Origin of the sequence: Pseudomonas sp. KUIN-1 (assembly GCF_009176725.1) — a bacterium.
Taxonomy (GTDB): domain Bacteria; phylum Pseudomonadota; class Gammaproteobacteria; order Pseudomonadales; family Pseudomonadaceae; genus Aquipseudomonas; species Aquipseudomonas fragariae.
The window spans coordinates 3,627,613-3,649,184 of record NZ_AP020337.1 but is presented as its reverse complement, the minus strand read 5'-3'; the positions used below and the strand labels follow the sequence as shown (position 1 = coordinate 3,649,184).

Annotated in this window: 21 protein-coding genes; 17 read left to right on the top strand and 4 right to left on the bottom strand. The window is 60.5% G+C overall.

Going from position 1 to position 21,572, the window contains the following annotated elements; translation table 11 throughout:
• Positions 1–216: 216 nt before the first annotated feature.
• A complete protein-coding gene (locus KUIN1_RS16125) occupies positions 217–1,107 on the bottom strand; it encodes a LysR family transcriptional regulator (protein ID WP_162886031.1) in 891 nt (296 codons plus the stop codon).
• Positions 1,108–1,211: 104 nt separating this feature from the next.
• On the opposite strand from KUIN1_RS16125, the gene KUIN1_RS16120 reads away from it, so the two are divergent.
• Both KUIN1_RS16120 and KUIN1_RS16115 read left to right on the top strand, forming a co-directional pair.
• Positions 1,212–1,751, top strand: a complete 540-nt coding sequence (locus KUIN1_RS16120) for a GNAT family N-acetyltransferase (protein WP_024639654.1) — start codon at positions 1,212–1,214, stop codon at positions 1,749–1,751.
• Positions 1,752–1,864: 113 nt separating this feature from the next.
• Entirely contained in the window at positions 1,865–2,509 is a 645-nt protein-coding gene (locus tag KUIN1_RS16115) for a TetR/AcrR family transcriptional regulator (RefSeq protein WP_003405030.1), read from the top strand.
• Positions 2,510–2,547: 38 nt separating this feature from the next.
• Here KUIN1_RS16115 and KUIN1_RS16110 read toward each other — a convergent pair whose 3' ends face one another.
• Positions 2,548–5,289 (bottom strand): beta-glucosidase, encoded by a 2,742-nt coding sequence (locus tag KUIN1_RS16110; protein ID WP_011268254.1) that lies wholly within the window; start codon positions 5,287–5,289, stop codon positions 2,548–2,550.
• A gap of 493 nt (positions 5,290–5,782) precedes the next feature.
• Here KUIN1_RS16110 and KUIN1_RS16105 point away from each other — a divergent pair, with 493 nt between their 5' ends.
• The 13 genes from KUIN1_RS16105 to KUIN1_RS16045 all read left to right on the top strand — a co-directional run bounded on the left by KUIN1_RS16105 (position 5,783) and on the right by KUIN1_RS16045 (position 16,976).
• Positions 5,783–6,010, top strand: coding sequence for a hypothetical protein (locus KUIN1_RS16105; RefSeq protein ID WP_003405027.1), 228 nt, complete (start codon positions 5,783–5,785; stop codon positions 6,008–6,010).
• 83 nt (positions 6,011–6,093) lie between these two features.
• Positions 6,094–7,818 carry a type II secretion system ATPase GspE gene (gene gspE / locus KUIN1_RS16100; RefSeq protein ID WP_024639652.1) on the top strand — a complete coding sequence of 575 codons (1,725 nt, stop codon included), beginning with the start codon at positions 6,094–6,096 and terminating at the stop codon, positions 7,816–7,818.
• The gene (gspF, locus tag KUIN1_RS16095) at positions 7,815–9,017 is read left to right on the top strand and encodes a type II secretion system inner membrane protein GspF (protein WP_003417566.1); all 1,203 of its coding nucleotides are present in this window, start codon (positions 7,815–7,817) and stop codon (positions 9,015–9,017) included. The genes gspE and gspF overlap by 4 nt, the downstream gene beginning before the upstream one ends.
• Before the next feature lie 25 nt (positions 9,018–9,042).
• On the top strand, positions 9,043–9,474 hold the full coding sequence (gene gspG / locus KUIN1_RS16090; RefSeq protein WP_003317918.1) for a type II secretion system major pseudopilin GspG: 432 nt from the start codon (positions 9,043–9,045) through the stop codon (positions 9,472–9,474).
• Between the two features lie 8 nt (positions 9,475–9,482).
• A complete protein-coding gene (locus KUIN1_RS16085; protein WP_003411575.1) occupies positions 9,483–9,917 on the top strand; it encodes a prepilin-type N-terminal cleavage/methylation domain-containing protein in 435 nt (144 codons plus the stop codon).
• The gene (locus KUIN1_RS16080) at positions 9,917–10,288 is read left to right on the top strand and encodes a type II secretion system protein (protein ID WP_011268251.1); all 372 of its coding nucleotides are present in this window, start codon (positions 9,917–9,919) and stop codon (positions 10,286–10,288) included. The genes KUIN1_RS16085 and KUIN1_RS16080 overlap by 1 nt, the downstream gene beginning before the upstream one ends.
• Positions 10,285–10,917 carry a prepilin-type N-terminal cleavage/methylation domain-containing protein gene (locus KUIN1_RS16075; protein WP_003405015.1) on the top strand — a complete coding sequence of 211 codons (633 nt, stop codon included), beginning with the start codon at positions 10,285–10,287 and terminating at the stop codon, positions 10,915–10,917. Before KUIN1_RS16080 ends, KUIN1_RS16075 begins: the two co-directional genes overlap by 4 nt.
• The gene (locus KUIN1_RS16070; protein ID WP_003405013.1) at positions 10,914–11,648 is read left to right on the top strand and encodes a general secretion pathway protein GspK; all 735 of its coding nucleotides are present in this window, start codon (positions 10,914–10,916) and stop codon (positions 11,646–11,648) included. Before KUIN1_RS16075 ends, KUIN1_RS16070 begins: the two co-directional genes overlap by 4 nt.
• The gene (locus KUIN1_RS16065) at positions 11,645–12,739 is read left to right on the top strand and encodes a type II secretion system protein GspL (protein WP_011268250.1); all 1,095 of its coding nucleotides are present in this window, start codon (positions 11,645–11,647) and stop codon (positions 12,737–12,739) included. Before KUIN1_RS16070 ends, KUIN1_RS16065 begins: the two co-directional genes overlap by 4 nt.
• Positions 12,714–13,325, top strand: a complete 612-nt coding sequence (gene gspM, locus KUIN1_RS16060) for a type II secretion system protein GspM (RefSeq protein WP_116886241.1) — start codon at positions 12,714–12,716, stop codon at positions 13,323–13,325. Before KUIN1_RS16065 ends, gspM begins: the two co-directional genes overlap by 26 nt.
• Positions 13,322–13,852 carry a general secretion pathway protein GspN gene (locus KUIN1_RS16055; RefSeq protein WP_003405008.1) on the top strand — a complete coding sequence of 177 codons (531 nt, stop codon included), beginning with the start codon at positions 13,322–13,324 and terminating at the stop codon, positions 13,850–13,852. Before gspM ends, KUIN1_RS16055 begins: the two co-directional genes overlap by 4 nt.
• Positions 13,852–16,179 carry a type II secretion system secretin GspD gene (gspD, locus tag KUIN1_RS16050; protein WP_116830453.1) on the top strand — a complete coding sequence of 776 codons (2,328 nt, stop codon included), beginning with the start codon at positions 13,852–13,854 and terminating at the stop codon, positions 16,177–16,179. Before KUIN1_RS16055 ends, gspD begins: the two co-directional genes overlap by 1 nt.
• 74 nt (positions 16,180–16,253) lie before the next feature.
• Positions 16,254–16,976 (top strand): alpha/beta hydrolase, encoded by a 723-nt coding sequence (locus tag KUIN1_RS16045; protein WP_024639649.1) that lies wholly within the window; start codon positions 16,254–16,256, stop codon positions 16,974–16,976.
• Between the two features lie 43 nt (positions 16,977–17,019).
• On the opposite strand, the gene KUIN1_RS16040 is transcribed toward KUIN1_RS16045, so the two are convergent.
• Positions 17,020–17,766 carry a hypothetical protein gene (locus tag KUIN1_RS16040; RefSeq protein ID WP_116886240.1) on the bottom strand — a complete coding sequence of 249 codons (747 nt, stop codon included), beginning with the start codon at positions 17,764–17,766 and terminating at the stop codon, positions 17,020–17,022.
• Between the two features lie 227 nt (positions 17,767–17,993).
• Positions 17,994–19,190: an MFS transporter gene (locus KUIN1_RS16035; protein ID WP_011268247.1), complete on the bottom strand. Its 1,197-nt coding sequence runs from the start codon at positions 19,188–19,190 to the stop codon at positions 17,994–17,996.
• A gap of 261 nt (positions 19,191–19,451) precedes the next feature.
• Between KUIN1_RS16035 and KUIN1_RS16030 the strand changes: the two genes are divergently transcribed.
• Entirely contained in the window at positions 19,452–20,183 is a 732-nt protein-coding gene (locus tag KUIN1_RS16030; RefSeq protein WP_172980062.1) for a GntR family transcriptional regulator, read from the top strand.
• Positions 20,184–20,232: 49 nt separating this feature from the next.
• Positions 20,233–21,519 carry an MFS transporter gene (locus tag KUIN1_RS16025; protein ID WP_003404995.1) on the top strand — a complete coding sequence of 429 codons (1,287 nt, stop codon included), beginning with the start codon at positions 20,233–20,235 and terminating at the stop codon, positions 21,517–21,519.
• Positions 21,520–21,572: the final 53 nt, after the last annotated feature.

Genomic DNA, 21,572 nt, shown 5'->3' with positions numbered 1-21,572 from the left:
CGGACCGGCGCTCCTTATGGGTTGCCGAGTTGCTTTACAGATTGTCAGTGATGGGGCGTTTAAAAGCAGGCCAGACATCATTTTTTCAGTTACCAGTGGGCAGTCATCGTACAACCTGATTCGCTGCCTGTGCAACTGTCGACCTTATTTGTCAGGCCGAGTGCCGTTGCTCTTTATAGTGCATGGGCGCGCTCAAGCCTCTATCGTGGCGCGCCTTCATGACCTTTTGAGGTCTTGCAGTGCATCCAGTACCTGACGCAGGGCCTTGCTGACCGGTTTGTCCTGGCGCAAGGCGATTCCCAACGTGCGACTCAGCGCTGTTGCCAGTGGCAGCATTTGCAAGCCGCGGCGATGGTGGAGCGCAGCAACGGCCATCCGCGGCACGATGCTGTAGCCCAGGCCTGCGGCGACCATTTCCTTGATCGCTTCGATACTGCCCAGTTCCATGACCGGTTTTACCCGGATCCCGGCGCGCAGGAACCATTCATCGATCAGCAGACGCGTACTGCTGCCTGCTTCGAATACGACCAGCGGTTGTGCGCTGAGGCGCTCCGGGGTCATGTGCGCCAGCATCGGTCGCTGGCTGCCGGCGAAGATCGCCACGAACGCATCCTCAAGCAGCGGCGTGATGTGCAGACTGCGGCTGGCGGCGGGCAGGGTGACCAGTGCCAGGTCCAGAAGGTTTTCTTCGACCGCCTTGAGGATACCTTCGGTGTTGCCGGTACTGACGCGCACATCCAGTTCCGGGAAGCGCCGACGCAGCGCCTGCAACATGGGCGGCAGCAGATGGATGCAGGCTGTCGCGCCGGTGCCGATGGCGATTTTCCCGGCAACGCCGCTGGCATGGCTGGACAGCGCCTGCAGAGCGTCTTCGACCACCGCATCGATGCGCGCGATATGCTCCAACAGTACAGTGCCTGCGGAGGTAGGTTTGAGGCGTTTGCCGACCCGTTCGATCAGCTGCAGCTTCAACTGATCTTCCAGTTGTCGCACGTGCAGGCTGACCGCCGGCTGGGTCAGGTGCAGACGCTCTGCCGCCGCAGAAAAACTGCCATGGGCGATGACCAGCGAAAACGTGTGCAGGTGATTGAGGTTCAGCCGACGCATGACAAAGTATTTCTTATGCTGTGGATGATAAATCATAGCTTTTTTAATGTCGTGGCGAGCGGCATCATTGCGGCCATTCACAGACATTCGTACAGAGTTCGGACATGACTTCAACCTTTGACCTGCGTGACGCCCGCGACGATGACATGCCCGCTGTACAGGCGATTTACGCTGACCACGTGCTACACGGGATTTCCAGCTTCGAGCTGGAGCCGCCTGACCTGGCAGAATTGCTCCAGCGTCGTCGCATGGTCCTCGCCAAAGGCTTGCCTTATATGGTCGCCGAGCGCGATGGCGACATTGTCGGCTATGCCTATGTCACGCCGTATCGGCCACGTCCAGGCTACCGCTTTACCGTGGAGGATTCGGTGTATGTGCGCGATGGGCTCGGCGGGCAGGGGATCGGTCAGGCGCTGTTGAGTGCCCTGGTGCAGCACTGCGAAGCGGGCGGCTGGCGGCAGATGATTGCGGTTATCGGCAACAGCCAGAATATCGCGTCGCTGCGCCTGCATGAGCGTCTCGGCTTTCGCCGGGTTGGAGTGTTCGAATCGGTCGGCTTCAAGCATGGCCGCTGGGTAGACACGGTGCTGATGCAGCGCATGCTGGGCGAAGGCTGGGGCAGTGTCCCGGTGGAGCGCACCTGAACCTGTCACGGCACTGCTGTACAAGATGAAATTGTCGAACAATCCGGCTCAATAGCGTTGCCAGCGCTTGCCTGAATGGTTAGGGTACGCGGCTGTTCAAGAAGGAGCCTGATATGACTCGGCATGACCCCACGGAAACGGGCACGGCAGTCACCCGACAGCGACGCGCGCCAAAGGGCGAAAAGCGCCGCGAAGAACTGCTCGATGCGGCCCTGCAAGTGTTTTCCCTTGAAGGCTATACCGGCGCTTCGGTGGCCAAGGTGGCAGCCATCGTCGGTATTTCCGTCGCCGGATTGCTGCACCATTTTCCGAGCAAGATCTCGCTGCTGATGGGCGTGCTTGAGCGACGCGACGAGGTCAACGGCCGAATTGCTGCCGAAGTCCGTACCGATAACACCCTGACCGGTCTGCTCGGCGGCTTGCGCGCGATCAACCGCTCCAACGCTACGGCGCCCGGCGTGGTACGTGCATTTTCGATCCTCAATGCGGAAAGTCTGCTGGAAAACCAGCCTGCCTTTGAATGGTTCCAGACGCGCTACGAGCGTATTCACGCGCACTTGCTGGGACAGTTTTCGGCTTTGGTGGAGCGCGGGGAGGTACGTGCGGATGTGGATCTGGACAAGATCATCCGGCAGATTCTGGCGATGATGGATGGTTTGCAGATTCAGTGGTTACGCTTTCCCGATCAGGTGGATCTGGTCGAGTGTTTCGATACCTACATTGCGCAGGTCGATGCAGCGGTAAGGGCTCGTCCCTGAGCCTTTATTTGTCCGTTTACCCTTCAGTCAGCTAACGCTTACTCAACGGTCTGCTTGAATACACCGCCGGTCTTGACCGGTGGTTTCTCGACCAGGACCGAGTTCAGAGCGGAGCGTGGCAGCGGGTTGCTGCTGGTGGTCGACAGTTCCTGACGGAACGAGTTGACCAGCTTGGCGTTCAGGCGGATGTCCTGCGACGACGAACCGAGCGAGATGTTGAAGGTGTCGGCATCGACCACCCACTGCTTGCTCTTCTCATCGAAGTAGGCCAGCGAGCGATCATTCAGCTCGATGGTCACACGCTTGCTTTCACCCGGCTTGAGGAACACCTTCTTGTAGCCTTTGAGTTCCTTGATCGGACGCTCGACTTTCGGGTTCTGCTGGCCCACATACAGCTGAGCGACTTCCGAACCACCGACCTTGCCGGTGTTGCTCAGGTCGAAGGACACCTTGATCGGTGTATTGCCGACCGCGACGCCCGGCGTGACCTTGATGTTGCTGTAGCCGAACGTGGTGTACGACAGACCGTAGCCGAACGGATAGAGCGGCTTGATGCCTTTCTTCTCGTAACCGCGATAACCCAGCAGCAGGTCATCCTTGTAATCCATGTCGGTCAGAGTGTTCTGGTTGTCGAATTTCGGGAAGGAAGCGTAGGCCGGGTTGTCTTCGATGTTGCGTTCGATACTGATCGGCAGCTTGCCCGACGGGTTGACCTTGCCGAAGAGGATCTCGGCCAGGGCCTGACCACCGTTCTGACCCGGATAGAAGGCGTGCAGCGCTGCTGGAACCTGTTCGATCCAGTCGCTCATCTTCAGACCCGTACCGCCATACATGGTCACCACGGTATTGGGGTTGACCTTGGCGATGTTCTGGATCAGCTCGTTCTGGAACTCAGGCAGATCGAAGCTGTGGTCGAAACCTTCACCTTCGTATTCGTTGCTGTTACCTACGGCAACCACGACGGCGTCATAACCGGACAGGTCCTGAGGAGCGTTCAGCGAGGCGGAGCTCAACTGCACACCTACCAGGCCGCCCATGGTCGACAGGTAGCCGGCACGACGCGAGTACTCGAGCTTCACGTCGTAAGACTGGCCCGCTTCCAGATTGATCTTGGCGAACTCTGGAATGGTTGGCGGAATGCTGTTGCCCGGAAGCGGCTTGCCGTCACCGTTGTCGATGATTTTCTTGCCGTTGACCCACAGACGCACCGCGCCGTCGGCACGCACCTTGAACACCTGCTCGCCGCTCTGGGTCGGAGTCACCTTGCCGGTGTAGCGAATCGAAGTCGACGATGTATCGCCATTCAGCTGGCCAGCGGTCGAACCTTTGCTGGCGTACGGATCGGACGTCGAAGTGTTGCTTTCGAACGGCAGGTTCTTGTCGTTGGCCCAGTCCAGGTCAACGTGCTTCTCGGTACGCGTGACAGCTGCATCACCAGACCAGTTGGTGTTGCTGAAGTACTCGACCTTCATGCCCTGGACTTCGTTGCCAGTTGCGTCGGTGGTGGTCCAGGCACTGGTGCTTGGGTCCAGCGACAGGCCTTCGATGAAGTCGACCTTGGCGTTAGGCGCGATCTGTTGCAGGCCGCTCAGCTCGCTGACGTAATGGCTGGCCATGACGTTGGCGCTGCCGAAACCGGTCGGTGGCGAGTACTTGGCCAGGGTGCCGACAACGGCGATTTTCTTGACTTTCTGCTTGTCCAGCGGCAGCAGATTGTCCTGGTTTTTCAGCAGTACGATACCTTCACGCGCAGCGTTCAGAGCAACTTTGTTGCTGGTCGAGCTGTTCATGTTGTGCGTGGTCAGCGGCGTCTTGCTGTCGAACTTGTACAGGTAGATCTGCTTGAGGATGCGGCGGACCTTGTCGTCGATGGTCGCAGCGCTCAGGTCGCCGGCGTCCAGATGCGGCTTCAGCACGGAGCTGTTCATCTGGTAGCCCATCATGTCCAGATCGGTACCGGCGCGGGCAGCGTTGAAACCGTGAACGACAGCGTTGTAGTCGCTCTGTACGAAGCCTTTGAAGCCCCATTCCTTCTTCAGGATCTGGGCGATCAGGTGGTCGCTTTCGCAGGCGAAATCACCGTTCACCTTCTGGAAGGCACACATCATCATCGCCACATTGCCGTTTTTCGACGACGATTCGAACGCAGGCAACGACATTTCACGCAGTACGCGCTCTGGCATTGTCTGATTCAGATTGAAGCGGTTGCTTTCCTGGTCGTTGGCCGCGTAGTGCTTGGCGTTGGCCCATACACCACGAGACTGGATACCGTTGATGACGCCCGGTGCCAGGCTGGCGCCAAGGAACGGGTCTTCACCGGAAAGGTATTCGAACGCACGGCCGCCGTACGGCATGCGGTACAGGTTGACGCCGGGGCCAGTGATGAACTGGTAGCCGCCGACGGCAGTGTCATAACCCAGCGCACGGCCGAGGTCGATGGCACGACGCGGGTTGAAGGTGGCGGCCAGGTTAGGGCCGGACGGGTAGACAACACCCTGATCGTTGCCTTCGCTGGTGTAGCGCACGCCCACACCGCCGTCAGCGCCGTGGATCTGCGGGACGCCGTAATTGGTCAGTGGCTTGACGTCCCAGCCGCCGGTGCCGCCAATGTAGGCCAGCTTTTCTTCCATGGTCATCTTGGCCAGGGTTTTCTGTGCGGCTTTTTCGGCGCGATCTTCACGCCCTTGTTGTACGGTAGGGTCAGCGGCGTGCACCTGGGATACTGCCAATGCCAGCAAGGCCAGCGCCGAGTGCGCGCCCATCATCTTTCGCTTGTTCATATTGCTCTCCAACTGCGTTTCAAATAACTGTCTGCCTGCGCACGTGCGCAGGATAAATGCGTTCTTATTTATCGCTTTCGGCCAACTTTTCTTGGGTCAACAGTTTCCCGTCGTCGCGTTTATTCCCTGTTGTAAGGGCGCGAGGTAGGACTCCTTAGTTACCGAATTAGTTTTGTTTGGCGTGTCTTTTTTTATTTGCTGAGCGCCATCAAAGTGACATCACATGGTGGCGTTTTGAATCTACAAAACGATACAATTAAGTCTAAAACAAGGCATAAATGTCAAATAAAAGCGTATTTTTCTTCGATTTCGTATTTTTTCTTTACAAATGAGGAACTCTTCTTAAACCTACTGGTCGATGGGTTTAAGATTTTTCAGGATGAAGAAAGACAGCTCGCAAGTTGCGACGTGTGCTGTGCGTTAGTTCTTGCCCGATTTCTATATCTGCTTCGCTTGTTGCGGAGCTCTTTTTGTTTTTCGAGGAGTTAATACGATGAAGTTTTCCATGATGAGTGCCGGTGTGGTTTTGGGTCTTGCCCTGAGTGGTGCGGTCTTTGCTGACGACGCGACAGATGCAGACGCAACATCCGGTGCCAGCGACGAGACGGTGATGACCCAGACCCAGGACGCCAAGGCGGCGCAGAAAGCGCAAAACCAGAAGACCGAAACGACAAAAGGCGGTCGCCCGCAGAACGCAACCCCTCAAAAGCAGTCAAACTGATCGTTTGAAGTCTTTGAGCGCAGCACTCACCAGTCGGTGAGTGCTGTAATATGTCCCTCCGAAGTAGCAAAATGCCCTCATTCATGCCGTCAGCTCCCGTCGATGTTTCCCGTCTGCTCATTCCGGATGCCCAGCAGGTTTGTGCCTGGCTGATCGAAAATGCCGGTCTGAAAACGGCCGATCTGGAGCGCGCCCAGCGTCTGCAGCAGGAGTCGGAAGGTACTGAGTTGCTAGGCCTGCTGACGCGTCTGGGCCTGGTCTCCGAATTCGAGCTGGCCCGCGCATGGGCGGCATTGCTGCAGGCACCGTTGTTGCTCGCCGATGCTGTACCACCGCTGCTGGACCCTTTGCCGCCGCTGACCGAACGCTTCATGCGCCACTATCAAGTCGTACCGGTAGGCTGGAGCGATCAGGGCCTGCAAGTGCTCAGCGCCAACCCCGGCACGCTGTACCCGTTTCAGGCCATCGCCTATGCGTGCGAGGTGCCGGTGCGACTGTCCATCGGCCCGCGCAATGAGGTCGAGACCCTTATCGAGCGCTATTACGGGCAGGGCCGCTCGGCGATGGGCACCCTGATCGAGAATCTGGATGAGGAGGGCGGCTCGCTGGAAGACATCGAGCACCTCAAGGACCTGGCCTCCGAAGCGCCGGTCATTCGTCTGGTCAACCTGATCCTGCAGCGTGCAGTAGAGCAGCGTGCATCGGACATCCACATCGAACCGTTCGAGAGCCAGTTGAAGGTGCGTTATCGCATCGACGGCGTGCTGCACGAAGCGGAAGCGCCGCCATCCAGTTCTTCGGCAGCGGTGATTTCCCGGGTGAAGATCATGGCCCGTCTGGACATCGCCGAGCGTCGTCTGCCGCAGGATGGCCGGATCATGCTGCGCATCCAGGGCAAGGAACTGGACCTGCGGGTATCGACAGTGCCCACCAGCTTTGGCGAATCAGTGGTCATGCGTCTGCTGGACCGGCAGACCATCAATTTCGATTTCCCGAGCCTGGGTTTCGATGGCGAGCGGCTGGACGAATTTCTCGACGTGCTGGAGCGTCCGCACGGCATTCTGCTGGTCACCGGGCCGACCGGTTCCGGCAAGACCACCACGCTGTATACCGCGTTGTCACGGCTCAACACGGCCGAGCGCAAGATCATCACCGTTGAAGACCCGGTCGAGTATCAGCTCGAAGGCATCAACCAGATTCAGGTCAAGCCTTCCATCGGCCTGGATTTCGCCGGGGCGCTGCGCTCCATCGTGCGTCAGGACCCGGATGTCATCATGATCGGTGAGATGCGCGACCTGGAAACCTGCCGTATTGCCATCCAGTCCTCGTTGACCGGCCACCTGGTGCTCTCGACGCTGCACACCAACAGCGCAGCGGCGAGTATTACCCGCTTGCTGGACATGGGCGTCGAAAGCTATCTGATCGCTTCGACGGTCAACGGAATTCTGGCTCAGCGTCTGGTCCGTCGCCTCGATCCGGCAACCCGCGAGGCCTTCGATGCGCCACCGGAGCTGATCGCCGAACACGGGCTGGAGCGTTTCACCGACGAGCGGCCCATTCGTTTGTATCGCCCGCGTGCCGATGCGCCTGGCGGCGGTTATCGCGGGCGCAGTGCAATCACCGAACTGCTGGTGATGAACGAAGAACTGCGCAGTCTTTTGATGCGCCACGCCGACGCCTCGACGCTGGAAGAGGCTGCCCGACGTGGCGGTTTGCGCACGCTGCATGAAGAAGGCCTGCGTCAGGCCGTGGCCGGGGTGACTTCGCTGGAAGAAGTGCTGCGCGTCACCCGTGGTGAAGGCACATGAGCCTGTTCAAGTACCGCGCGCTGGATGCTCAGGGCGCGCCGCAGAATGGCACGCTGGAAGCCCGCGATCAGGATGCCGCCATTGCCGCGTTGCAGAAGCGTGGCCTGATGGTCCTGCAGGTCGATGCCGCCGGTCTGGGCGGTTTGCGCCGTGCGCTGGGCAGCGGCTTGCTCAATGGTGCGGCGCTGGTCAGCTTCACCCAGCAGCTCGCGACGTTGCTCGGCGCCGGGCAACCGTTGGAACGATCGCTTGGAATTCTGCTCAAACAGCCTGGACAACCGCAGACCAAGGCGTTGATCGAGCGCATCCGCGAACAGGTCAAGGCTGGCAAGCCGCTGTCCGTGGCGCTCGAAGAAGAGGGCAGCCAGTTCTCGCCCCTCTATATAAGCATGGTCCGCGCCGGTGAAGCCGGTGGCGCACTGGAAAGTACGCTGCGCCAACTGAGCGATTACCTGGAGCGCAGCCAGTTGCTGCGTGGCGAGGTGATCAACGCGCTGATCTATCCGGCCTTTCTGGTAGTGGGTGTGTTGGGTTCCCTGGCGCTGTTGCTGGCCTACGTCGTGCCGCAATTCGTACCGATCTTCAAGGATCTCGGTGTGCCGATTCCATTGATCACCGAGGTCATTCTCAACCTCGGAGAGTTTTTGAGCGACTACGGGCTGGCGGTGCTGGCGGGCCTGATCGCATTGATCTGGGGCATGGCCATTCGCATGCGCGACCCGCAGCGTCGCGAGCGCCGTGATCGCCGTCTGCTGGGCATTCGGGTGATCGGTCCTTTATTGCAACGCATTGAGGCAGCACGGCTGACGCGCACCCTCGGTACGCTTTTGACCAATGGAGTGGCGTTGTTGCAGGCGCTGGTGATCGCTCGCCAGGTCTGCACCAATCGTGCCCTGCAGGCGCAGGTCGAGCAGGCGGCCGAGTCGGTCAAGGGTGGCGGCACGCTGGCCAGCGCGTTTGGTGCGCAGCCGTTGTTGCCGGATCTGGCTCTGCAAATGATCGAGGTCGGCGAACAGGCTGGCGAACTGGACACCATGCTGATGAAGGTCGCCGATGTGTTCGACGTCGAGGCCAAGCGCGGTATCGACCGCATGCTGGCCGCACTCGTGCCGGCGCTGACGGTGGTGATGGCGGGCATGGTCGCGGTGATCATGCTGGCCATCATGCTGCCGCTGATGAGCCTGACCAGCAATATCTGAATTCATGAACGAGGAAACCATTCCGATGACTTTTAGCCGTACACGCTTCAAACCCGCACGTCGACAAGGCGGTTTCACTTTGCTGGAAATGCTTGCCGTTATCGTATTGCTGGGCATCGTCGCGACCATCGTCGTGCGTCAGGTGGGCGGCAACGTCGACAAGGGCAAATACGGCGCAGGCAAGGCTCAGTTGGCCAGCCTGGGCATGAAGATAGAAAGCTATGCGCTGGACGTCGGTTCGCCACCCAAGACCTTGCAGCAATTGACCGAGAAGCCGGGCAATGCGTCGAACTGGAACGGCCCTTATGCCAAGCCCTCGGACCTCAAGGATCCGTTCGGCCACGCATTCGGCTACCGCTTCCCTGGCCAGCACGGCAGCTTCGACCTGATCTTCTACGGCCAGGACGGCCAGCCGGGCGGCGAAGGCTACAGCGCCGACCTGGGCAACTGGGAGTAACGCTCGGCATGAGAACGCCTGTCGCAAGCCGGGGTTTTACCCTCATGGAAATGCTGGTGGTGCTGGTGTTGATGAGCATTGCCGTCGGTCTGGTGGGGTTCGGTCTGCAACAGGGTTTGAGCACCGCCAGTGAACGGCGCGCGGTCGGTGACATGGTCGAAGCGCTACGGGCCACCAGAGTGCGCGCGATTGTCACCGGTCAGCCGGCGCGCACCGAATTCAATCTGCGCAAGGCGACCTTCAAGGCGCCCGGCAAGCGCGAGATGCACTGGCCGGAAAGTCTGCGCGTGACCATGCAGACTGCGTCCGATCTTGGCTCCGCTGTGGAGTTCTACCCGGACGGCGGCTCCAGTGGCGGCAACGTGGTGGTCGCTGACGGCGACCGACGCTGGCGTATTGATATTGGCTGGCTGACCGGCAGCGTCCAGGTCCGGACGCTTTAATGAAAACATCGCAGTCGGGGTTCACCCTGCTGGAAATGCTTGCTGCACTGACCGTCATGGCGGTGTGCAGCGGTGTTCTGCTGGTGGCGTTCGGGCAAAGTGCGCGCTCTTTGCAGCAGGTGGCGCGCAGTGACCGGCTCAGCCATGCGGCACGCACGATAATGGATCAGGAAAGCGCCGGTCCGCTGGAAAACGGTACGCGGCAGGGGAAACTCGCAGGCATCGACTGGACACTGGATATCCGTCAGCTGCCGGGTGCCAATGGTCAGGCGAGGATGTTCCGTCTCGACCTGATGCTCAGTGAGCATCAGCGCAAGGCGCAGTTCAGCACGTTTAAATTACGCGGCGCTGTCAGCGGGGCGGGGTCATGAGGCGCGCCCAGCGTGGCTTCACGCTGCTGGAAGTGCTGCTGGTGATCAGCCTGCTCGGCGTGTTGCTGGTACTGGTGGCCGGGGCGTTGCTGGGGGCCAATCGTGCCGTGCTCAAGGCTGAGCGCTACACCGTGAACCTGGACGAGATCCGCGCCGCGCAAGCGTTTCTGCGCAGCTCGATCGCTCAGGCGCTGCCGCTGGACACGTCTGGCGAAGATGACGTCAACAGCGGTTTTTTTGAAGGCTCGGCGCAGCAGTTGCGGTTTGTCGCAACGCTGCCGGGCGAATTGGGCGGCGGTATCCAGGTTCACAGCCTGGAGCTCAAGGGGCCGCAAGACCATCGGTCTTTGCAGGTGTCGTTCGCTCAGGTTCTGTCCAGTGCAAATGGCATTGCCCTCAAACCCTGGGGTGAGCCTCAGGTATTGCTGCAAAACGTCGAGTCGTTGACGTTCAGTTATCGCGGGCTGACGCCCAAGGGCAAGCCGACCGGCTGGATGGCCGAATGGCCCTGGCCGAATCGCTTGCCGGGTGCGGTGCGTATCGACATGCAGACCCATGGCGCAGTGAAATGGGTCTCTGAGGTTGTGGCCCTGCGTCTGGACCTGTCCGGCGGGGCGGGCGGCGAATGAGCATGACGGGCCAATCGCAGCGTGGTGTTGCGCTGCTGGTAGTGCTCTGGGTGCTGGCGCTGCTGAGCCTGTTGCTCGGCGGGCTGGCCGGGTGGGTGCAACTGGAGAGTCGACAGTCGCTCTGGTTGCGGCAAAATACCCAGGCGCTGATGGCGGCCGAAGCTGGCATGAATATGGCTGTACAGGGCTTGCTCGATGCTGCGCAGCGCAAACGCTGGATTGCTGACGGGCGTGTGGTCTCGTTGCGTATGGATGATACGCAACTGCTGGTGAGCATCAGAAGCGAGAGGGGCAAGCTGGACCTCAACAGCGCGCCGGTCGCGGATATATCGCGTCTGCTGCAGGCCTGTGGCGCGGCCAAGAATCAGGCCAGCGGTATCGCCCAGGTGCTGGAGTCGCAGCGCAATGGCGGTCAGTCACCGCTGCGGGTGGTAGAGGAAGTTCGCCAGCTGCCGGGCATGAACCAGGCGCTGTATGTTCGGCTGTTGCCGGAAATAACATTATGGAGCGGCCTGGATCGGCCCGACCCGGCGTTCGCTTCGGCGTTGCTGCGTCGGGCCTTGAACCTGCCGAACCAGAGCGCGGTTGGAGCCGACCCCGGTGAGGTACTGGCCATCGACACGCGCGCAGAACGACCGGGCGGCGTGACCGCCCTGTTACAGACCACTGTTTTATTGAGCCCATCGGAGGGAGGCGCACAACCCTACAGGGTGTTGCGTTGGCAAGAATGAATTCATCAGTTTCTGCACGTCTGGCGCCTGTTTACGCGTTACGCGAACAGGTCGCCCGGCAGTGGCGTGGCAGTCCGGCGCAACACGCCTGGCAATGGTGGGTGGCGGAGCTTCGCGCCTGCCTGCCGCCGCGTGTGCGTCGATGGCTGGGCCGCGAGACCGTGGAGCAGGCGCTTGTCTGGCCATTGGTCGAGCCGCTGCCGGACGCATCGCCCCAGGTGCGGCGGGTATTGCTGTTGCCGCCGTCGGCTGTGCTGTTGCAGACCCTGCAGCTTCCTGCGGCTGCGGCACGCAATCTGTCGACCGTGGTCGGCTACGAGCTGGATCGTTTCACACCATTTGACGCTGGCCAGTTGTACTTCGTCGCCCGTCAGGACAGTCGCAGCGCCAGCTTTGTGCAGGTCACGCTGGTGGCAATCCTGCGCGAGCGGCTGGACGCGATACTCAGTGAGTGCGCCGAGCGGGGCTTGCGTCCCGATGCCGTCGACGTCGGCACGGATGTGGGTGCTGAGCACCTGACTGCAGGGCAGCGCATGGGGATTGATCTGCTGCCGATGCCACTGCGCCCGCAACAGTCGCGCTCCGGCCATCGCTTGCAGCGCGGGCTGATCTGGCTGTGTGCCGGCCTGCTGCTGAGCGCCATGTTGCTGTGGCTGAACGACCGACAGAGCCTGCTCGAGGACATGCAGGCCAGCGTCAAGGAGCAGAAGGCTCAGGTTGGCGAGGTCCAACAACTGCGCCAGCAACTGACCAACACCCTGGGCGCCGCCAACTACCTGTTGCGCCGCAAGGCGGCGCAGCCGCCGCTCTCGGCGCTGCTCAGCGAGCTGACCGCCTGCCTGCCTTCTGACACCTGGATCGAGCATATGGAAATCAGCGACAGTGCCGAGGTGGCCTTTTCCGGCCAGAGCGCCAAGGCCAGTGCGCTGATCGGCCGCGTCAAGGACTGCCGAAGTCTGGATAATGCGCAGTTTCAGGGGGTGATCCAGCCCGACACCAAAACCGGCAAGGATCAGTATTCCCTGCGCGCGCATTTGCACCAGAACCAGCAGCAGGAGAACGCCGATGCGCCGTCCACTGACAAGCCGTGAGCGGTGGGGCGCTGCCCTGATGATTCTGGCCCTTGTGCTGTGCCTGGCTTACTGGTTGTTGATTGACAGCTGGTTCGCCGGGCCGCTGCGCGACATCAACGAGCAGACCGACCAGTTGCGCGAACAGCAGCAGCGTTACGCGGGCCTTCTGCAGCAGGGTGATTCGTTGCGCGAGCAACTGGAGCAGGCCCGCCGTGATCCGGCCAGCAGCACCAGCCTGCTGCCGGGCGAGGATCCCAGTGCCGTGGCAGCCGATCTGATGCAGCGCATTGCCGACCTGATCAGTAGCCAGGCCAGCACCGGCGGCGGCTGCGAGTTGACCCAGCGCATGCCGATCACCCCGGAGCAGGACAGTGCCGAGCCATACCGGCAGGTCAAGGTCAGCCTGACCCTGAACTGCGCCATCGAACCATTGACTGCGATCCTGCATGCGCTGGAGTATCAGCGTCCGTTTCTGTTCATTGACGAGATGAGTATGCGTCGCGACGCCAACGCTCCGGCCAGCGGTGCTGCCGGCAAACTGGTGGTGCATCTGCTGGTGCGCGGCTACCTGCAACCGGCCAGTGCCGGGGAGGGCGAGCAATGATCGGTTCATTACGTCCGCTGGAGTGGGCATTGCTGGCTTTCGCTGCAGTGCTGGCAGCCTTGATCGCACTGGTCTTCAGCGGCGCTGCGCACTCACCGGACTGGCTGCCCGAGCAGGCACCGCGCAACCCGGTCGATCAGAGGGCGCAGGTCCACAGTGCGCCGTCGGCGACACTCGACAGCCTCGCCAATACCTGGAAAACCCCGCTGTTCAGTCCGGATCGCAGCCCTGACGTGGCCGTTCGCAAAGCCGATGCACAAGCCAGCAATCTGGCTGGCCTGACCCTGACCGGAGTGATCATGGACGGCTCCTTGCGTGTGGCATTGCTCAAGCAGGCCAGCGGTCCGGCATTGAAAGTCCGTCAGGGCGATCGCTTGCCCAATGGCTGGACGCTGGACCGTCTGGAGCCGACCCAGGCTACGTTCAAACTCGATGACCGCACGCAAGTCCTGCGCCTGCCCGCGCTGCGTCTGCCGCCGCCGTCGAATACACCGCCGATTACCTTAACCAACGATTCCACCCTGTGATGGGTACCTTTTCTGGAGTTCCTGCCATCGCTACCTTGCGCACACCCTTGCTTTGCCTGGCCACCGCCGTTGCCCTTGGCGGCTGCGCGTCACAGTCAGACACACTCGATCCCGACAATGGCATGCTGCAGGAAGCGCTCCAGGGAACCGGTTCACAACGTCCGCCGGTAGACCCGCGCAGCGAAAGACCGCCCGTCGAGCCACCTTCCCAGCAGACGACGAGCTCGCCGCAGCGGCAGATCATCAAAGGCAACCAGCGTTTCATCCGTCAGCCAGCCGCAGCTCCCGCAGCGCGTCAGGCCGAGACCGGTGACATCGTCTTCAACTTCACCAATCAGCCGATTCAGGCGGTGATCAACAGCATCATGGGCGATCTGCTGCACGAGAATTACAGCATTGCCCAGGGTGTGAAGGGCGATGTGAGCTTCTCGACGTCCAAGCCGGTCAACAAGCAGCAGGCGCTGTCGATTCTCGAGACGCTGCTGTCCTGGACCGACAACGCGATGATCAAGCAGGGCAACCGCTACGTGATCCTGCCGTCGAATCAGGCGGTAGCGGGCAAACTGGTCCCGGAAATGCGCGTGGCGCAACCTTCGGCCGGCATGTCGGCGCGGCTGTTCCCGCTGCGCTACATCTCGGCGACCGAGATGCAGAAGCTGCTCAAGCCGTTCGCCCGGGAAAACGCCTTTCTGCTGGTCGACCCGGCGCGCAACGTGCTCAGCCTGGCCGGTACTCCGGAAGAGCTGGCCAACTATCAGGACACCATCGACACCTTCGATGTGGACTGGCTCAAAGGCATGTCTGTCGGTGTTTTCGGCCTGCAACGTGCCTCGGTTGGCGAACTGATGCCCGAGCTGCAGAAAATGTTCGGCCCGGAAAGCGGCATGCCGCTGGCGGGCATGGTGCGTTTCCTGCCGATCGAGCGGACCAACTCGGTGGTGGCGATTTCCTCGCAGCCTGAATACCTGCACGAAGTCGGCGAGTGGATTCACACCATCGATGAGGGCGGTGGCAACGAGCCGCAGATGTACGTGTATGACGTGCGCAACATGAAGGCCACCGATCTGGCCAAATACCTGCGGCAGATTTACGGCACCGGCGCCATCAAGGAAGACGCTGCGGCCAAGGTTGCACCGGGCCTGCGCACCACCACCTTGTCGTCGCTCAACTCCAGTGGCGGCAGCGGTGTGGGCGGCATGAGCAGCTCCAACGGGCTGGGCGGTACCGGCAGCGGCCTGAGCAATGGCGGAGGTTTTGGCAACAGTCAAGGCATGAACAACAGCCAGACCAATGGCGACAGCGAATCGGAAGGCGACGATCAGAGCAGCGGCGATTTGGATTCGGCCAGCCAGGACGGCAGCGGGTCTGGCGGCAACAACAAGTCTCTGGACGCCAGCACGCGCATCACTGCGCAGAAGAGCAGCAACCAGTTACTGGTGCGCACCCGCCCGGCGCAGTGGAAGGAGATCGAGTCGGCCATCAAGCGCCTCGATAATCCACCGCTGCAAGTGCAGATCGAGACGCGCATTCTGGAAGTTCAGCTCACGGGCGAGCTGGATATGGGGGTGCAGTGGTACCTCGGGCGTCTGGCGGGCAACTCGGGTACCACCGGCAACGTCACCAACACCTCAGGCAGTCAGGGCGCGATTGGTACTGGCGGGGCGGCGCTGGCCTCTACTGACGCGTTCTTCTACTCCTTCGTCAGCAACAACCTGCAAGTCGCCTTGCGAGCGCTGGAAACCAATGGGCGTACCCAGGTCCTGTCGGCACCGTCGCTGGTGGTGATGAACAACCAGCAGGCGCAGATTCAGGTCGGCGACAATATCCCGATCAGCCAGACCTCGATCAACACCAACTCTTCCACCGACACTACATTAAGCAGCGTCGAATATGTGCAGACCGGCGTGATTCTCGACGTCGTGCCGCGCATCAACCCGGGCGGGCTGGTGTATATGGACATTCAGCAGCAGGTCAGCAGTGCCGACACCGATACCACTGGCAACGACGCCAACGGCAATCCGCGTATCTCCACCCGCTCGGTCGCCACGCAGGTGGCTGCGCAGAGTGGTCAGACCGTACTGCTGGGCGGTTTGATCAAGCAGGATAACGCCGAGTCGGTCAGTGCCGTACCTTATCTGGGACGCATCCCGGGCTTGAGATGGCTGTTCGGCAATACCAGCAAGTCCAAGAACCGTACCGAACTGATCGTGCTGATCACGCCGCGAGTCATTACCAGCAGCAGCCAGGCGCGTCAGGTGACGGATGATTACCGTCAGCAGATGCAACTGATCAAGCCGGAAGTTTCGCGGACCAGCATGCAGAACTGACGCAGGTTGATTGCTGCCACCACGCCCACTCACGACGCTGCCTTTGGGCGGCGTCAAACAGAGGTCATGAACAGATGCTGAGATTTTTCGCTGCCTTACTGTTTGCCTTTACCGCAATGGCGCAGGCGCAGGACACCTTGCACACGGACCTGCCGCTCGATTATCTCGCGCAGACCAATGTCGACAAGCCTGACCAGCCGCTGGTGATTTTCATCCACGGCTACGGCAGCAATGCCGCCGACCTGTTCGGGCTCAAGGAAGAGCTTCCGGCCGACTACAACTATGTGTCGGTACAGGCGCCGATGGAGTTGCGTGCTGACAGCTACAAGTGGTTCACCCAGAAGCCCGGCGTCGCGGATTATGACGGTGTGACCGAAGACCTGAAAAGCAGCGGTACCCAGCTGGCTGCGTTCATTGGCAAGGCCACTGAAAAGTTTCACACGCAGCCTGGCAAGGTCTTCCTGATCGGTTTCAGCCAGGGCGCCATGATGAGTTACGAAGTTGCCCTGCGACAGCCAAAACTGGTCGGCGGTTTTGCGGCATTGAGCGGACGGCTGCTGCCGGTCGTGAAGTCCGAGGTCAAAACCTCCGACGACCTCAAGGCCCTGAGCGTATTCATCGGTCACGGCACCCAGGATCGCCAGGTAGCCTATGCCAGTGCACCGCAAGCCGAGGCGACGTTGAAAACGCTCGGTCTGACGCCACAGTTACATGCCTATGAAGGCATGGGGCACAGCATCAACGAGGCTGAAGTGATGGATCTGGCGGCTTGGTTGAAGCAGTCAAACCGCCAGTGAATACGTGCGTCGTCCGAGGGGGCGACGCTCAATCTTCGGTCAACTAGTTGACCTTGACCTCGTTGAACTTGAGCACGTTGTCCTTGTTCTCGCGATCGCGGAAGGTCAGCTTCAAGGCAGGTGACTGCTTCACACGGCCCTTGGTCGCTTCAAAGATCAGTGTCACGCGGGTAGGCACGTTGCGGATCAACTGGAAGCTGTCCCAGCGATCGAACTTTGCATCGCCGACACGCAGTTGCGAAAGCCCCAGCGCACCGCCGGTTTCTTCGAACAGGCTGATCGGGTTGAGAAACCTGAAGTCGCGATCGGCACTTTTATTGATCAGCTCCAGCATGCAGGTAGGCGACTGGCCGTTCTGGTCACAACCCAGCAACTCCATACTTACGTTGTCGACGGTCTCGGAGCGCTTGCCGAACAGGTTGGCGCTTTCGTTCTCGGTGAACAGTGTCTGAGCGCGGGCGAAATCGACCGAAGGTTTAGCGTATTCGCCGCCCAGTTTGAAAAACACCGCGCAGAGAAATAGTGACAGTGCCAGCCAGACGCCGAGCTTGAGCGGCGATGGAAGCTTTCTGGCCATGATTGCGATGTACAGCCCGCTTATCACCATGCCGGTGCCGACGATAACGACCAGTGTCTTCCAGTTTATGAAGTCAATACTGAGGCCAAGAACGGCCGGGTCCGGGAAAAGGTAGGTGAAGATGCTCCAGATAGCCCCGATCATACCGCTGATGCCGAGCGATATCTTGGCGAAAATCGCGGAAATCTTGCTTGTTCGTGGTGCTGCGTCCATTGCTGTTATGCCTTGTTCGGGTTGCGCAAGTGCGTGCCGATGCGCTTGAAAAGCAGTATCGACGGATTCGGAGCCTTGGGATGAGGCGTGTGTACAATCCGTGTTCAATCGCGCAGATCCAGAGGTGCCGGATACGCGAGCCTTGAGTTGCGAGAGAGAGCCAGAAGGGCGATGGGCTATACCATCGCCGCGGCATTATCCTGTAAATCAGTTACAAAGTGCAGCGTTTACGCATTCTGCCTGGATCGATCCCTGAGCAGCGCGAGCAGTGCAATCAGCGGCAGTGCCGTGCCGGCGATCAGTACCCAGGTCCAGCCACCGTGATCAAACAGTGGGCTGGCGACTGCCGAGCCAATCGCGCCGCCGATGAAAATACTGGTCATGTACAGCGCGTTGAGGCGGCTGCGGCTGGCGGCATCCAGCGCGTAGACCGTGCGCTGGCCCAGGACCATGCTGGTCTGCACGCAGAAATCCAGCACTACGCCCGTTATGGCCAGGCCAATCACGCTGTACGCTGGATGAACCAGGCCGGGAAGAAAGCTCAGCGCGCCGAACAGCAGCGCGCCCAATGAGGCGATGCGGGTGTAGCCAGCGTCTGCCAGTCGGCCGCTGATGGGCGCGGCAATGGCTCCGATCGCGCCGATCAGGGCGAAGATCGCGATCTGGGTTTGCGACAGCCCATGATTGCGTGACAGCTCCAGCGGGACGGCGGTCCAGAACAGGCTGAAGGTTGCGAACATGCACGCCTGATAAAAGGCACGCTGACGCAGCACCGGCTGGGTACGAAGGAGAGTCCACAGCGAGAACAGCAACTGGCCGTAGGACGCGCGATGATCCGGGAGGCGTTTTGGCATGGTGGTCGCCAGTACCACGCTGATGCCGATCATCACCACGGCCGCCGATCCAAACACCGCCCGCCAGCCGAAATGGTCGGCCACCAGACTGGCAATCGGCCGCGCCAGCAGAATCCCCAGCAGCAGTCCGCCCATGATCCCGCCTACGACCCGCCCACGCGACTCCTCCGGAGCCAGATGCGCCGCCAACGGAATGAGCATCTGCACCGATACTGAACTGAAGCCCACCAGCAGCGAGACCAGTAAAAACACATTCGGCTGCTCGGCGAAGGCGGCACCCAGCAGGCTGAGAATCGCGACGACAGTCGTCACCAGCATCAGCCTGCGGTTCTCCAGCAAGTCACCCAGCGGCACCAGAAAGAACAAACCCAGGGCGTAACCTATCTGCGTCAACGAGACAATCAGACTGGCCGCCGTGCTCGACAGCCCGATGTCCGGCGCAATCAGCTCGATGATCGGCTGTGCGTAGTAGATGTTGGCGACAATCGCGCCGCAGCAGAAGGCGAACAGCATGACCATGGCCGGGGTCATGGTCATAGCGTTGTGCGGGGATTGGGACGAGTGGGGCATGAAAGTCTCGCTTGAGCAGGGACTGCCAGACGTGAAAGCGTGTCTGTCAGACGGTTTTTGATCGATGCAGCGCAGGCTAACGGTTTTGTCGGCCATTAAGTAGGTGCGGCGAGTTGATACAGGATATTTCCGGGAATGATGATCAGCGAAGCGCAGCGATGTGTCGGTATAGTCACGCACGCTCGCGAACTATTGACCTTCGCTTGCCACGGATGAATACTCTTTTCAGAAATTCATATAGATGACTGGATGAATAAAATAATGAACAAGCTTTCCAGCGACGAACGTCTACCGCTTTATCAGCGCCTGCGCGACAGCCTGGCGCAACAGATCGCCAACAATCGCTGGCGTCCGGGTGAGGCGATTCCTACCGAAGCGGCTTTGTCTGCCGAGTATTGCCTGTCCACCGGCACGGTGCGCAAGGCCATTGATCTGCTGGTCAGTGACAACATTCTGGAGCGTCAGCAGGGGCGTGGCACGTTCATTCGTCGTGCGCAGTTTCAGTCTTCGCTGTTTCGTTTTTTCCGTTTTCAAACCGAAGCGGGTGAACGCCGGGTGCCGGAAAGCCGGATTTTGTCCGTCGAGCCTGTGGACGCGCCTTCGTCGGTCGCTCAGGCGCTGGGGATGGCCGCCGGTGCCCCGGTGATTCGTATGGTCCGCTTGCGGTTGATGGATGGCCAGCCGGTGCTGGCCGAAGAGATCTGGCTGCCACGTGCGCGGTTTCAGGCATTGCTGGAGCTTGACCTCGATACGCAGGGGCCATTGCTTTATCCGATCTACGAAGAAGCCTGCGGTCAGGTGGTCGCCTGTGCGCAAGAAAGCCTGACGGCCGAGACGGTCAACGACGTGTACGGCCGGCTGCTGCAGATTCCGGTCGGCAGTGCGGTGGTGGTCATCGAACGCCTGGCGCTCAATTACGCGGGTGAACCTCTGGAATGGCGTCGTTCGCGAGGGCACGCCAGTCATTTCCGCTACAGCGTGGAAATTCGCTGACAGCGCTGCAGCCTGCCCAAGCTGTTCAACGCCCATAAGGATAAAAGCCATGTTCAGCTGGTATCGCGATGTCACTTCCAAAGAGCGCAAGACCTTCTGGGCCTGTTTTGGCGGCTGGTCGCTGGACGCGCTGGAAGTGCAGATGTTCGGTCTGGCCATTCCGGCCCTGATTGCTGCCTTTGCCCTGACCAAGGGCGATGCCGGCCTGATCAGTGCGGTAACGCTGGTGACCTCCGCGTTGGGTGGTTGGGTGGGCGGGACGCTGTCCGACCGCTACGGCCGGGTGCGCACGCTGCAGTGGATGATCCTGTGGTTTTCCTTGTTTACCTTTTTGTCTGCGTTCGTGACCGGTTTCAACCAATTGCTGATCGTCAAGGCACTGCAGGGCTTTGGTATCGGTGGCGAGTGGGCGGCAGGCGCGGTGTTGATGGCCGAGACGATCCAGTCCCGCTACCGCGGCAAAGTCATGGCCACTGTGCAAAGTGCCTGGGCCGTGGGTTGGGGGCTGGCGGTGGTGCTGTTTACCCTGATTTATTCATTTGTGCCGGAGGATATCGCCTGGCGGGTGATGTTCTTTGTCGGCCTGTTGCCTGCCCTGATGATCATCTGGGTGCGACGCAACGTCGAAGAGCCGGACAGTTTTCAGCGCATGCAGAAAAGCGCTGCGCCGAAGGGCAGTTTCTTCAGATCGATGGCCGGGATTTTTCGCCCCGAGCTGCTGCGCGTTACCTTGCTCGGTGGCTTGCTGGGCCTCGGTGCGCACGGCGGTTATCACGCGGTCATGACCTGGTTGCCGACCTTCCTCAAAACCGAGCGCAACCTGTCCGTGCTCAGTTCCGGCGGCTATCTGGCGGTCATTATCGTTGCCTTCTGGTGCGGTTGCGTGTGCAGCGGCCTGTTGATCGACCGTATTGGTCGACGCAAGAACATCATGCTGTTCGCCTTGTGCTGCGTGGTCACCGTGCAGTGCTACTTGATGCTGCCGTTGAGCAACACACAGATGCTGTTTCTCGGCTTTCCGCTGGGCTTCTTTGCCGCAGGCATTCCGGCCAGCCTCGGCTCGTTTTTCAACGAGCTGTACCCGGCAGAGGTGCGGGGTGCCGGGGTGGGCTTCTGCTACAACTTCGGGCGTGTGCTGTCGGCAGTGTTCCCGTTTCTGGTGGGGCATATGAGCCAGTCAATGTCGCTCGGCAGCGCCATCGGAATCGACGCCGGCATTGCCTATGGCGTGGCGATGATTGCTGCGTTCTGTCTGCCGGAAACCCGTGGGCGCAACCTCGAGGCCACGCCGCCGGTTGCCGAACCACTGGACAAGGGCGCAGCGCAGCAGGCTTGAAAATCCTCTCATCCGCGGCGTTGCGGCGCCGCGTTGACTTCTTGTAGACGGAC